At 48.8% G+C, this 14,365-nt stretch carries 13 protein-coding genes; 12 read left to right on the top strand and 1 reads right to left on the bottom strand.

The genetic code is table 11. The annotated features are described in order from the left end of the window. Nucleotides 1–132 precede the first annotated feature (132 nt). From KNO71_RS17060 to rlmH, 12 genes are all read left to right on the top strand, one after another. On the top strand, nt 133–2,124 hold the full coding sequence (locus KNO71_RS17060) for a DHH family phosphoesterase (protein ID WP_214689648.1): 1,992 nt from the start codon (nt 133–135) through the stop codon (nt 2,122–2,124). Beyond that, nucleotides 2,121–2,564 carry a 50S ribosomal protein L9 gene (gene rplI / locus KNO71_RS17055; protein WP_159563195.1) on the top strand — a complete coding sequence of 148 codons (444 nt, stop codon included), beginning with the start codon at nt 2,121–2,123 and terminating at the stop codon, nt 2,562–2,564. The genes KNO71_RS17060 and rplI overlap by 4 nt, the downstream gene beginning before the upstream one ends. Before the next feature lie 17 nt (nt 2,565–2,581). Further along, a complete protein-coding gene (gene dnaB, locus KNO71_RS17050; RefSeq protein ID WP_015880235.1) occupies nt 2,582–3,934 on the top strand; it encodes a replicative DNA helicase in 1,353 nt (450 codons plus the stop codon). A gap of 158 nt (nt 3,935–4,092) precedes the next feature. Next, a complete protein-coding gene (locus tag KNO71_RS17045) occupies nt 4,093–5,382 on the top strand; it encodes an adenylosuccinate synthase (protein WP_214684914.1) in 1,290 nt (429 codons plus the stop codon). A gap of 121 nt (nt 5,383–5,503) precedes the next feature. Beyond that, nucleotides 5,504–6,214 (top strand): response regulator YycF, encoded by a 711-nt coding sequence (yycF, locus tag KNO71_RS17040; protein WP_015880237.1) that lies wholly within the window; start codon nt 5,504–5,506, stop codon nt 6,212–6,214. Between the two features lie 3 nt (nt 6,215–6,217). Continuing rightward, nucleotides 6,218–8,059, top strand: coding sequence for a cell wall metabolism sensor histidine kinase WalK (walK, locus tag KNO71_RS17035; protein ID WP_078145963.1), 1,842 nt, complete (start codon nt 6,218–6,220; stop codon nt 8,057–8,059). Continuing rightward, nucleotides 8,059–9,441 carry a two-component system activity regulator YycH gene (yycH, locus tag KNO71_RS17030; protein WP_214689646.1) on the top strand — a complete coding sequence of 461 codons (1,383 nt, stop codon included), beginning with the start codon at nt 8,059–8,061 and terminating at the stop codon, nt 9,439–9,441. Before walK ends, yycH begins: the two co-directional genes overlap by 1 nt. After that, nucleotides 9,428–10,252 (top strand): two-component system regulatory protein YycI, encoded by an 825-nt coding sequence (locus KNO71_RS17025; protein WP_078145965.1) that lies wholly within the window; start codon nt 9,428–9,430, stop codon nt 10,250–10,252. Before yycH ends, KNO71_RS17025 begins: the two co-directional genes overlap by 14 nt. 13 nt (nt 10,253–10,265) lie before the next feature. Further along, entirely contained in the window at nt 10,266–11,057 is a 792-nt protein-coding gene (locus KNO71_RS17020; RefSeq protein WP_015880241.1) for an MBL fold metallo-hydrolase, read from the top strand. Between the two features lie 51 nt (nt 11,058–11,108). Beyond that, nucleotides 11,109–12,368 (top strand): S1C family serine protease, encoded by a 1,260-nt coding sequence (locus KNO71_RS17015; RefSeq protein ID WP_214689644.1) that lies wholly within the window; start codon nt 11,109–11,111, stop codon nt 12,366–12,368. A gap of 37 nt (nt 12,369–12,405) precedes the next feature. Next, on the top strand, nt 12,406–12,567 hold the full coding sequence (locus KNO71_RS17010; RefSeq protein ID WP_015880243.1) for a CxxH/CxxC protein: 162 nt from the start codon (nt 12,406–12,408) through the stop codon (nt 12,565–12,567). 83 nt (nt 12,568–12,650) lie between these two features. After that, complete coding sequence (rlmH, locus tag KNO71_RS17005; protein ID WP_074034007.1) at nt 12,651–13,130, top strand: 23S rRNA (pseudouridine(1915)-N(3))-methyltransferase RlmH; 480 nt, start codon at nt 12,651–12,653, stop codon at nt 13,128–13,130. A 374-nt stretch (nt 13,131–13,504) separates the two neighbouring features. Here the strand turns inward: rlmH and KNO71_RS17000 are convergent, their stop codons facing one another. Then, a complete protein-coding gene (locus tag KNO71_RS17000; RefSeq protein WP_214689642.1) occupies nt 13,505–14,089 on the bottom strand; it encodes a helix-turn-helix domain-containing protein in 585 nt (194 codons plus the stop codon). Nucleotides 14,090–14,365 lie beyond the last annotated feature (276 nt).

The following is a 14,365-nucleotide window of genomic DNA, read 5'->3' as shown; positions in this document are numbered from 1 at the left end:
CCTCTTGGATAAGTCGTTTTTTTGTATTTCATCTCGTCTGTAAGTGTGTAAGTGAAACCGACGAATGTGGTATGATAGAGCAGAAACCTTTACGATTCCATGGGTGAACATTACTCATTTTAGGAGGCATACATGCACAGTGGTGAAGCATTAACATCCGTGAAGAACCAATACGCGCGGCACATGATTCCATACGTGATTGGATTCCTTGTCTCGTTAGGATTGGCGTTCTACAACATTGTGGCGGCAATCACCCTGTTTATGGGCACGCTGATTTTTTTCATCTATCAGCAAGTGACGATGCGACGGGAGCGTAAAAATTGGGAACAGTATGTCCTCTCTCTCTCTCATCAAATCGAAGAGGTCGGAAAAGAAGCATTGACGACGATGCCGATTGGGATTTTAGTCTTTGACCAGGACCGACGGATCAGTTGGTATAACGAACAATCACGATTGATTTTCGAACTCGATATGGCGATTGGAATACCGCTTGATGCGCTCCATTCCGCCTTCGATGAATTGATTGAAGAAGAAGAGGATGAAGCCACGATTGAAGTAGGTGACCGTGTCTATCGTGTCTATTACAATCAAATCCATCAAACCCTCTATTTATTTGATATGACCGAAGAAGCGGAGATGGAACAAAAGTATGTTCAAACACAGACGGTTATCGGCATTTTGTATTTAGATAACTATGACGAGATGTCGACTGCGGTGGATGAACAGGTCCGTAGTGAAGTCAATCGTCGGGTGACGGTGCTCCTCAACCAATGGGCGCAGCGGCATCATATCTACATGCGTCGTACAGCTGCGGACCGCTTTTTCCTCGTCATGAATGAACGGACGCTATCTGAACTTGAAAACAACCGCTTTTCAATCTTAGATGAAGTGCGTGATGCGACGAAGGATCAACGAATCCCGTTGACGTTATCAATCGGGATTGGATGCGGTGAGACGACATTGACGGAGCTCGGTAATCTCTCTCAGTCGAGTCTAGATTTAGGACTTGGCCGTGGTGGTGACCAGACAGTCGTTAAGCGTCATAATGGGAAAGTTCGTTTCTTCGGTGGGAAGACAAATCCGACCGAGAAGCGAACGCGTGTCCGGGCACGTGTCATCTCGAACTCGATGCGTGACCTCATTCGGGAATCGAGCCGTGTCCTTGTGATGGGACATAAGAATCCAGATATGGACTCGCTCGGCGCTTCCATCGGTGTCATGAAATTGGCCGAGTTTGTCGGACGCGAGGCGTTTGTCGTCATTCCATCCGGTGAGACGAGTGTCGGCATTCAGCGGCTCGTCCATGAAGTAGAGAACGATGACTCGTTATACAGCCAATTCCTGACCGAGTATGAGGCACAGCCACTCATCGATGAACAGACATTACTCGTCGTCGTCGATACACACCGTCCGTCCCTCGTCATTTCAAAAGACATTTTGGATCGGTCGGAGCAGGTCGTCGTCATCGACCACCATCGTCGCGGGGAAGAGTTTATCGAAGATCCGGTTCTCGTGTATATGGAGCCTTACGCATCATCAACGAGTGAGCTCGTCACAGAATTGATTGAGTATCAAGCGGGAAGCCGAAAGCTCTCGATTTTAGAGGCGACGTCACTTCTCGCGGGGATCATGGTCGATACGAAAGGATTTACGCTCCGTACGGGATCCCGTACGTTTGATGCGGCATCCTTCTTGCGAGTTCAAGGTGCTGACACGGTTCTCGTACAGCACTTCATGAGACAAGACCTCGATGCTTATATCGAGCAGTCTCAGATTTTGAGAAACACCGAAATGTATGCAGATGGCATGGCGATTGCGGTCGCTCCTGACGACGAGGCACACCATCAAGTGTTGATCGCTCAGTCTGCAGACCAGTTGCTGAATATGGAAGGCGTCAAAGCCTCGTTCGTCATCGCCGTCTTACCGGACGGACGTACGGGAATCAGCGCGCGGTCGCTCGGCGACGTCAACGTCCAAGTCATCATGGAAATGCTTGATGGCGGTGGCCATTTGACGAATGCAGCGACGCAACTTGAAGTGAGTCGCGAACAAGCGAACGTCATGTTGAAAGAGGCAATCGATCATTATTTAACAGATGAAACTGAAGGAGAGGAATTAGAATGAAAGTCATTTTGAAAGTAGATGTAAAAGGACAAGGGAAAGCTGGAGAAGTGAAAAACGTGGCAGACGCTTACGCTAAAAACGTCTTGTTCAAGAAGAACTTGGCAGTGGAAGCGACACCAGGAAACCTGAAAGCATTTGCGGCGAAAGAACGTCGTGCCGAAGAAGCAGCAGAAGAAGAGTTGAACGAAGCGAAACAACTAAAAGAAAAGCTTGAAAAAGAGACGATTGCCGTCACGACGAAAGCCGGTGAAGGCGGTCGCGTGTTCGGTTCGGTCACGAGCAAGCAAATCGCGGATGCCCTTAAATCGATGGGCTACAAAATCGATAAGCGTAAAATTGAACTCGAGCATCCGATCAAGGCGCTCGGTTTCACGAAAGTGCCAGTGAAGTTGCACCATGACGTCGTCGCGACGTTGAATGTACATGTACAAGAAGCTTGAAGGTGAGGTAGAGACGGATGAGTGATGCGATTCAAGTCAATACACCACCGCATAGCGTGGAAGCGGAGCAAGCCGTCTTAGGGGCAATCATCCTTGATTCGGATCGGTTGATTACGGCCTCAGAGCGTGTCGACCCGGACGACTTTTATCGTGTCAGCCACCAACGCATCTTTGAAGCGATGCTAAAGATCAATGACCGAGGCGAGCTCGTCGACTTGGTCACGCTCAGTTCCGAGTTACAGGCGCAAGGGATTTTGGACGAAATCGGGGGCCTCAACTATTTGGCGGAGGTCGCGGAATCCGTTCCCGCCATCGGGAACATCGGCTATTACTTGAACGTCGTCGACCAAAAGGCGGCACTCCGTCGCCTGATTCGAACTGCGACCAACATTGTCTCGGATGGTTATGAGCGTCAAGACGAGGTGGATTCTGTTTTATCTGATGCTGAGCGAAATATTCTAAAAGTATCGCAACGAAAAGGACAATCGAGCTTCCACCCGATTGGTTCTGTCTTATCCGATGCGTACTCGACGATTGAAAAGCTGCATCAGTCGAGCGGTGAAATCACCGGGATTGCGACCGGGTTCACGGATTTGGATAAGATGACGGCCGGTTTCCAACGAAACGATTTGATTATCGTGGCCGCCCGTCCATCTGTCGGGAAGACCGCGTTCGCCTTGAACATCTCGCAAAACGTCGCGGTCCGTACGGGTGAGAACGTCGCCATCTTCAGTTTGGAGATGGGTGCCGAGCAACTCGTCATGCGTATGTTGTGTGCGGAAGGGAACATCGATGCCCAGCGCCTCCGGACCGGTCGTCTTGAAGCGGAAGACTGGGGTCGTCTCTCCCTTGCGATGTCGTCGCTCTCCCAAGCGGGCATCTATATCGACGATACGCCGGGTCTTCGGGTCAACGAAATCCGAGCCAAATGTCGCCGATTGAAGCAGGAACACGGTCTCGGGATGATCATGATTGACTACTTACAGCTCATCGTCGGGAACGGGAAACCGGGCGAGAACCGCCAACAGGAAGTATCGGAAATCTCACGTACGCTCAAAGCGATTGCACGGGAACTCCAAGTACCGGTCATCGCCTTGTCTCAGCTCTCACGTGGCGTAGAGAGTCGTCAAGACAAGCGGCCGATGATGTCGGATATCCGTGAATCCGGAGCAATCGAGCAGGATGCCGATATCGTCGCCTTCCTCTATCGTGATGACTATTACGATAAAGAGAGTGAAGACGCCAATACGATTGAAATCATCATTGCGAAACAACGTAACGGTCCGACCGGTACGGTCAAGCTCTCCTTCAGGAAAGAGTACAACAAGTTCGTCAATATGGAGACGCAAGCCTTCGCACCACCGATGTAACGTCGGTGGTGTCTTTTTTTATATAGGGTTTGATTAAAATAACGAACGAATAGTTACATCTTATATAAAACGTTCGGTATTCAATTGACTTTCTTGCTTTTCAAGTGTACACTTACGGATGGTTTGAACAGAACGTTGATTAATAAGGAGGATTCATTATGTCATCAGTAGTCGTAGTGGGAACGCAGTGGGGCGATGAAGGGAAAGGGAAGATCACCGATTTCTTATCGAAACAAGCCGAAGTCGTCGCGCGTTATCAAGGGGGAGACAACGCTGGTCACACGATCGTCTTCAATGATACGAAATATAAACTTCACCTCATTCCGTCTGGGATTTTCTATTCGGATAAGACGTGTGTCATCGGGAACGGGATGGTCGTCAACCCGAAATCACTCGTGACAGAACTCGCTTACTTACATGAACGTGGTGTGAGCACGGATAACCTCCGGATCTCGAACCGGGCGCATATCATCTTGCCGTACCACCAGCTCCAAGATCGTCTCGAAGAAGAGGCGAAAGGTGACGCGAAAGTCGGGACGACACTAAAAGGAATCGGCCCAGCATACATGGATAAGGCGGCACGTATCGGGATTCGCATCGCCGACCTTCTCGACAAAGAAGTGTTCGCGGAGAAGCTAAAGACCGTGCTTGAACTAAAAAACCGCATGTTCGTGAAAATGTATGAAGTCGATCCAATCGAGTTCGACGACATCTTTGAAGAATACTACGCGTATGGTCAACAGTTTGCGAAATACGTGTGCGATACATCGGTCGTATTGAACGATGCGCTCGACGAAGAGAAAAAAGTTCTCTTTGAAGGCGCACAAGGGGTCCTTCTCGATATCGACCATGGAACGTATCCGTTCGTCACATCGTCGAACGCAGCGTCAGGTGGTGTATCGAGCGGTGCTGGAATCGGACCATCGAAGATTCATCACGTGGTCGGTGTCTGTAAAGCATACACGTCACGCGTCGGTGACGGTCCGTTCCCGACACAACTCGATGACGAAATCGGTCACACGATCCGTGAAGTCGGGAAAGAATATGGAACGACAACAGGTCGTCCACGCCGTGTCGGCTGGTTCGACTCGGTCGTCGTGCGTCACTCACGCCGCGTCAGTGGGATCACAGATCTTTGCCTCAACTCAATCGATGTGCTGACAGGTCTTGAGACGCTCAAGATTTGTACATCGTATGAGTATGAAGGAAAGCATCTTGACGAGTATCCACCGAACTTCCGCGTCCTTGAGAAGTGTGTACCGGTATACGAAGAGCTGCCTGGCTGGACAGAGGATATCACAGGGGTTCGTCGCTTTGAAGACCTTCCGGAGAACGCACAGCGTTACGTGCGTCGCATCGAGGAATTGACAGGAATCGAATTGTTGACGTTCTCGGTCGGACCGGCTCGTGAACAGACAGTCATCTTGCGTGATATTTACGAAGCATAAGAAAGGGAGCCACCGGGCTCTCTTTTTCTATTTCCACGGAAATGGACCACGCTTTCTAAGCTGTTTAAAAAGAGTTACAATGTAGGCATGTACGTTTAATGATAAGAGGAGGACTCACTGAATGGATCGTACGATTTTAGTGGTAGATGACGAACAACCAATCGCGGATATATTGAAGTTTAAACTTGAAAAAGAAGGTTACCAGGTGCACGTTGCCTATGACGGTGAAGAAGCACTCGTCAAAGTAGAAGAGATTCAACCGGATCTCATCTTGCTCGACATCATGCTTCCGCTCAAGGACGGCATGGAAGTATGCCGTGAGGTGCGGAAGAAATACGATATGCCGATCATCATGTTGACGGCAAAAGATTCCGAGATCGACAAAGTACTCGGACTAGAGCTCGGCGCAGACGATTACGTCACAAAGCCGTTCAGCTCACGTGAATTGTTAGCCCGTGTCAAAGCGAACATGCGACGTCATGCGACAGCACCGGCGCCAGAAGCAAAAGGAGCCAACGCGAACGATATCGTGATCGGCGACTTGACGATTCATCCGGATTCGTACATGGTGACGAAACGGGATGAGAAGATCGAATTGACACATCGCGAGTTCGAATTGATTCATTACCTCGCCCAAAACATCGGGCAAGTGATGACGCGGGAGCACTTGCTCCAAACGGTATGGGGCTATGATTACTTCGGTGATGTGCGTACCGTGGACGTCACGGTGCGTCGTCTTCGTGAAAAAGTAGAGGACAACCCGTCGACTCCGACGTATATTATTACGCGTCGCGGCGTCGGGTATTATTTGAAGGCAGGAGAAGAAGATTAAACGATGAAACGGACGAACTTCTTTAAATCAATCCAGTGGAAGCTCGTCGTCATCTATGCGCTGCTCATTCTCGTTGCGATGCAAGTCATCGGCGTGTACTTTGTGCGTTCTTTGGAACGGCAATACATCAACAACTTCTCGCAGTCACTTGTCGACCGAGCGAACCTACTGAGCTACAACATCAGTGAGGGGACTGCCGCGAACGAGAGTGACTCGACCACGGACCAGCAGTTGAACCAGTTACTGGATCAGCTGCTGTCTGAATTTACAGAGAGCACGACGCTAGCTGACGACATTCGAGAAGTCCAAATCATCGACACGAACAGTGTCGTCCGGGCAACCTCGAACCAAAATAATCAAAGTCTCGTCGGACAACGGACCGCGAGCACGTTCATTCAAAAGTCATTCGCGACAGGCGGGGCGCAAGAGACGCTCGTCTATGAAGATTCAAATGACCGAATGCGCGTCGTTGCCGTTCCGATCAAGTCGGAAGTGGACGGTACGACGACCGGGATGATCTATATCGAGGCATCGATGAAGTCCATCTACAACCAGATGGAACAAGTGACACGCATCCTCGCAACGGGGACGTTGATCGCACTCATCATCACCTCGTTCCTCGGAATCCTTTTATCTCGAACCATCACGCGACCGATTGCCGATATGCGGAGGCAGGCCGTCGAGATGCGGAAAGGGAACTTCTCGCGGAAAGTTAAAGTGTATTCGGATGACGAGGTCGGTCAACTTGCGTATGCGTTCAACGAATTGACGGATGAGTTGATGGAGGCGAACGCGACAACGGAAGCCGAACGACGCCGCTTGACGAGTGTCCTCGAGAACATGTCGGACGGTGTGGTCGCGACTGACCGATCGCTACGGGTCATCTTGATGAACGACCAGGCACGCGACATGATCGGAGTCGCTGAAGAAGAGGCGATGGGGACGAACTTACAAAGTCTCCTCGCATTCGAAGAGGAAATCGTCATTCCAGAAGACGGCACGATGCCGACAAAACTGATTGACCTCAGTACGGACGAAGAATTGTTCCTCGTTCGTGCCTATTTCTCACCGATTCAAAAACATAGCGGACCAATCACAGGTCTCATCGTCGTCCTGCATGACGTCACGGAACAAGAACAGGTCGAACAGGACCGCCGTGAATTCGTTGCGAACGTCAGTCATGAATTGCGGACGCCGCTCACGACGATGCGTAGTTACTTGGAGGTTCTTGCAGAAGGTGCTTATCAGGATGAGGAATTGGCGCCACGTTTCTTAGAAACGGCACAAAACGAGACGGAGCGGATGATTCGCCTCGTCAATGACTTGTTGCAGCTCTCGAAGATGGACAGTAAAGAATATAAGATGCAAAAAGTGAAGTTCGACTTCGTGCAGTTCTTTAACGACATCATCGACCGTCATGAGATGACGAAAGGGGATGCGATTCAATTCCGTCGCAAACTGATGAAGCGTCGCGTCTACGTGCATGCCGATCAAGATAAGATGACTCAAGTCATCGACAACATCATCACGAACGCCATCAAGTTCTCACCAGAAGGCGGGACGATTACGTTCCGGACGATGCTTCGGGCGAAACGCCTCGTCATCGGCATCAAGGATGAAGGGGTCGGGATTCCGAAGTCGAACTTAAAGAAAATTTTCGAACGTTTCTATCGTGTCGATAAGGCGCGGGCGCGTAACATCGGTGGTACAGGACTCGGTCTATCGATTGCCAAAGAAGTTGTATCTGCTCACGGTGGCGACATCTGGGCAGAGAGTGAATTTGGAAGAGGTACAACGATTTACTTCACGATCCCGTTCGATACGATTGTGGAGGTGAATGATTGATGAAACGGTTTACGATTGCAAAGCCGGAACTGTGGAAGTCGTTCATTTTGCTCACGTTAATCGTCACTTCGATTGTTCAAACCATCATCTTGTGGGACTACCATCCCACGTATCAGGCCGTCCAATCTGAAACGCAACTCACGACGGTGGACGAGTCATTGCAGCGTCGAGCGGACCAGGTCATCATTCCCGTTCAAGCGGTCGTGCATGACAACAATGCTGTGTTCGCTTCAAAGAATACACCGAAGCAACTGATGCGTGTCATTCGAGATTCGTTTGAAGCGAGTGAGTTCAAGCCGCTCGCTGTGAAAAACGTCCCGAGTTTCTATACGGATATCAACGAGGGACTGGAGTTGATCTTACCGGAGGCCTATTATGCGGACACGCTCAGCTATATGCTTCCGGGAACGTATAGTCTGTCCGGGAAGATTCCACAGCGAATCCTCATCTATATGGATGACAGTGCGTTCAACATCCGCGCCATCATGAGCGACCAGTCCATTTGGGAAGGGAAGTTGACGAAAGTCGGAAACGGCGATGTGAACAGTCTTTTCTTAAAAAACTCGAGTCGAACGATGAAGCGCGTGACGTATACGGATGAACGCGTGAATTATATCCCGGTCGTCGGACCTGAGATGAATGAGTTGTTCGCGTATGACGTGTCGTCGATTCAAATCGACACTCGTCTCGACTGGATGCGAGATACATTCTTCCCAGGTGATCCGAACGTTCAAGAAGTCGACCCGGCAAGCTCGGTCGGGGCGTTGACGAACGGTGTCAGTGTGGCGGAATATGATGCGAAACTGAACGCCAGTCGCTATCGAAACCTGTCTCGGAATAGCACCGAGCGTGATACAGCAATCGGATTGGATTCCATTGTGGAATTCGTGAACTTCCACGGGGGATGGGTCGATGAAGCGTCTGAGAATCAAGGGCTGTCCCTTCGATTCGATGCCATCACACCGGCCAATAAAGGATTTGAAACGACCGTGTTCCGTTTTCACGTGAAAGGGTATCCGGTCTTCAGTCAGCGTGAGGCGTTTATCAACAACGATGCCATCGACTTATCCACATTGCGTGTGGAAAACGACGGAGCACAGGTCCGATCGATCACCCGTAACCACTTGGAAATCGATCGCCTGATCACAGTCGGCACGACACAGTTGGCTGATGCGGAAGAAGTACTCGGTACGCTCATCAACTCTGGACGATTTGAGAACGTGACCGAGATTCGAATCGGTTATGAGATTGAATATAATGAGGACACGAGCCGCTATGTGACGTTTTCACCGAACTGGTTCGTGCGTGAGGCGGGCCGTTGGGTCCCATATAATCAAGGAGACGATTGGACAGAAAGGATGATGTATCGTGGATTGGAGTAAAGCGAAAACGATTTTAATCTTCGCCTTCCTCGCCTTGAACATCTATCTGTTGTTTCAATTGCTGACGGAAACATGGGCGACCGAAGTCGTGACGAATGACAACACCTCGATCACGCAGATTTTAGACCAGCGGAACGTCGATCCGGCAAAATTGCCACGGATGGGTCGAGATATCGGCTATTTGACGGGTTCGTCTGAAGAGATGTCAGCTGCGATGATCACGAAAAATCGGGAGGCGCAGCTCGCGACGACGCTCGACAACATGCAACTCGAAGTCGAGTTGAAACAACCCGTGCCGCTCGATGCGAAGGATTTGCGGACGACCGCTTCGACGTTTGTAGCGGAATATGTTCCGTTTGGAAACGAGTACGCCTACTGGCGCTACGATGAAAAAACAAGACAGGTTGCTTTCGTACAAACATTCGAGGACAACAAGATTTTTTCAGCACCTGAAGTCGAGGGTGGCACGGAAATGTACATCGGTCCGTCCCTCATCCTCATTCAGTTGAACGAGTCGTTCGAAGTGACGGATTATAAACAGCGTCATTTAAAAGACCTCTCGTCAAAAACGCAAGACGACCTCGTGTTGACGGCCAGTGAAGCCATCTCACAACTCGCGTCTCGGAAGTACTTCCAACCGAACCAGGAGATGCGGGCCATCAATACCGGATTTTACAGTTTACCGCTCGACAGCTCTGGCAGTTTGATTATCATGCCACCGCTTTGGTCGATCGGGATTGATGATCAAGTCTACTTCGTCAATGCAATCGATGGAACAGTCGAGCACGTGGAGTTTGAAACGAAAGAATGAAAGGAGTGATTGCGTGACTTTACAGTATAGTGTGTTAGCGAGCGGGTCGACCGGAAACGCCCTCTATATCGAGACGGAACGGACGAAGCTGCTCGTCGATGCCGGATTGACTGGAAAAGCGATGCAACAGCGCATCGAAGCCATCGGTCGGTCATTTGACGGAATCGACGCACTGCTCGTCACCCATGAGCACTCCGACCATATTAAAGGTGTCGGGATATTAGCACGTAAGTATAATTTACCGATTTATGCGAATGCGAAGACATGGGCGGCGATGGAATCACTGATTGGAAAGATTGATCCTGCCTTGAAGTTTCAAATCGAAGTCGGAGATGTGAAACAGTTCGGGGATATTGAAATCGAGACGTTCAACGTGAGCCATGATGCGGCAGACCCGATGTTTTATCAGTTTGCCCATGACGGGAAACGATTGGCCCATATCACCGACACGGGTTATGTCTCGGACCGGATGAAAGGAATCATCCGTGGAGCGGACGACTTCATCTTTGAGTCGAACCATGACGTCTCGATGTTGCAGATGGGGCGTTATCCATGGAGTGTCAAACGACGAATCCTCGGCGACTATGGCCACGTCTCGAACGAGGATGCAGCCATCGCGATGAGTGAGGTCATCGGTGACCGCACGAAACGGATCTATTTGGCCCATTTAAGTAAAGACAACAACATGAAAGAGCTCGCACAGATGAGCGTCTCACAAACACTCGGCATGCGAGACGTCGACTTAGGTCGAATCAAATTGTGCGACACGGACCCGACAATCCCCACTTCACTCGTTTCTTTATAAGGAAACTTGGGAAAAGACAGGTATCACACTGTCTTGAAGGGGGGACGCGTCGTGAACGAAGAGAGACACCATGAGTATGAACCTCAAGACGTCGAACCTGAAGTACACGAAGCAACAGAAGAGAAATCGACGTATCCGTCTCGGAGCGAATGGCGACCGAAGCAAGAGGAGCACGTACGCCATAAGCCGAGACCAAATATAAAACCGTTGTTACTCGGAGGGGTTGGCGGATTCTTAGGAGCGGCTTTGTTTTTTGTCATCGTGATGCTCTGGGATTCGCCGACCTCTCGTTTTGTGACGAATGAACTGACGCGGACCGAACAGGCCGTCACCGTCACCGAATCGGACGTCACAACCGCTGTCCTTGGGGCGAAGCCGTCCGTTGTCAGCATCACCAATATCCAGCGTGCGTTCACCTCGGACTCGCAATGGGAGGCGGGTGCCGGATCCGGTGTCATCTATAAAGTAGAAGGAAACACGGCCTATATCGTCACGAACTTCCATGTCATCGAAGAAGCGGACGAGGTCAACATCGCCTTTTCCGATGGTCAAATCGCATCGGCAACCATTTTAGGCGAAGACCCGCTCAACGACTTGGCTGTCGCCGAGGTCGAGTTGCCGAAAAACATCGATGTGGAACCGATTGTCCTCGGGGACTCCACCGTTCTCCAAGCTGGCGAGACCGTCATGGCAATCGGAAATCCGCTTGGTGTCTTCTCAAACTCGGTTACGCGTGGTATCGTCAGTGGTGTCGAGCGGACTGTGCCGGTCGATACGAACAGCGACGGCTTGATGGATTATAACGCGGAAGTCATTCAGACGGATGCGGCCATCAACCCGGGGAATTCGGGTGGTGCGCTCATCAACATTCGTGGAGAGCTCGTCGGAATCAATTCGATGAAAATCGCCGAGGCGAGCGTAGAAGGGGTTGGATTCTCCATTCCCGTCAACGTGGCGCTACCGGTCATTGACATGTTAGAACGCGACGGCAAGGTGACGCGGGCACAGCTCGGTGTCACGATTCAGGAAGTCATCGCTGTACCCGGAAACGTCCGAGAAGAGTATGGAATCTCCTTCGACCAGGAAGACGGTGTCTTCGTCGAAGAAGTGACACCGGGTAGTCCGGCTGAGGAAGCGGGACTACGGGTTGGCGATGTCATCACGAAAATCGGAGACCGGGAGATCAAACGGTACGTCGATTTACGCGATGCGTTATATCGGGACGCGACGGTCGGTGATACAATATCCATTGAGTATGTACGTCGCGGAGAAGCGAGAGAAACCGAGGCGACATTAACTGAAGCAACATAAAGAAGCGGCGACGCTTCTTTTTTAAGGAGGAAAAACTGTGGAAAAAAAAGTATGCAAGGAACATGTTGAAATCGCTTTAGACATCATTGTGGATGAAACAGGTGAATACCCACTGTTGGAGGAATTATCCACAAGTGAACACGTGACATGTGAGTTCTGTGAAGCTGACGCAACATATATTGTGTCAAGCAAAAACTAATTATCAACATGTGGATTTGTGGATAACTCTGTGGATAACCCTATGGATAACTCCAAAAAAACTGTGGAAAAAGGAAGAATTGGATGAATATTTCAATTATCACGGTCGGCAAACTGAAAGAAAAATATTTAAAACAAGGAATTGCCGAGTATACAAAGCGGCTCTCTGCCTACGCAAAAGTGCAGGAAATCGAGGTCTCAGACGAAAAAGCACCCGAGCATTTGAGTGAGGCAGATATGTTACTAGTAAAACAAAAGGAAGGCGAACGGATTTTGGCGAAGATATCCCCAGATACGCACGTCATCGCCTTGGCGATTCAAGGAAAGCAGCGGACGAGCGAAGAGTTCGCCCGTGAACTCGATCAACTCGCGACGTATGGAAAGAGTAAAATCGCCTTCGTCATCGGAGGATCGCTCGGTCTGTCGGACGATGTGATGAAGCGAGCGGATGATACGATTTCGTTCTCGAAGATGACGTTCCCCCACCAACTCATGAAGCTCGTGTTGTGTGAGCAGATTTACCGGGCATATCGGATTAATCGGAATGAACCGTATCACAAGTAAGTGCGGTTTTAAATAAATCATCAATGACAGTGGTTTTACTGTAGTTGGTGGTTTATTTTTGTTTGTAAGAGATTGAAGATTTGCAGGTGATTTAGAGGAGGGCGTAACATATTCTAAATAGATATTTAAGTTGAGGATTCCGAAAAAAGAAAAAACTAAGGCCGATTTTCTTTTTATAGAAAATCGGCCTTTACAAATCATTTATGGGTTTTTCATGAACCTTATTAGATGTTTAATACGTCTTTAAATGTAAGGTAATTACATTATACATCGGTGATAATTCAGCTTTTACTGAGGGTCCAGCAAAAGGTGGAGAAATCTTTAACGGTGCAAATAAATTTGTTCTAGGTGTTTATAATTAATTTTTTTAACCATTAAATATATTGATAAAGCAATCCGTCTCGTGTATCAAACCAAAGTAATTTCGCATGTTTTTTCTTTGGAATATTTACTTGTAACGCCCATTCTGGAAACTGTTTATATATTTGAATTTGGTCTCCTGTTGCAAGTGCAATAAATGATACATAATGATCCTTTGTCATAGGATGCTCGGCTGAAATCGAATATTGCATATCAATCTCTTTTATTTTTAATTTTTGTTCATCATTTGCTTTTGTTGCGACTAAAGCATCTAATTTTCTTCCACAACAAGAAACGACGAAATTTCCTGTTGCTAATCCTATATTTGAACAGTTTGGACATACATAATAACTTGAGTTTTTCATATTTCCTCCTACTACATCTACTGTTTTGATTTCACCAGTTAGTAAATTTTCTATTGGAATATCAAGGAGGGTTGCTAGATGAGGAAGAAGTGTAATATCGGGACATCCAATGCCTCTTTCCCATTTTGAAATGGTACGGTCCGATAAATATAACGCCTCAGCTAATTGCTTTTGCGTCATGTCCTTTTCCTTCCGTAATGTATAAATTAATTGACCAATTTTTTCATTATCCATTTTTTCTCCTCCTACTTCCTTATCATAAGAGCAATCGTGATTTGTCACAACAAACGGAGAGTAGAGTTTGGTGTTAGGTACCAGATACTCAAACAATTCACGGAGAGCCGTATCATTAGTAAGTACGATTTAATAAAGTATCAATTGCAGTAGTTTTCTTGTAGTTGATGGTTTGTTTTTTTTTGGTATGACGGTTTGTCAAATTAAGCGCAACACTTCCTCGGTGAATGCCTCGTGTGCTGTTCGCCAGCCGAGGCACTTCCTCGGCCGCCCGTT

This window comes from Exiguobacterium sp. s163, assembly GCF_018617135.1.
Lineage (GTDB): Bacteria > Bacillota > Bacilli > Exiguobacteriales > Exiguobacteriaceae > Exiguobacterium > Exiguobacterium profundum.
This window is presented reverse-complemented; position numbering and strand designations above follow the sequence as displayed.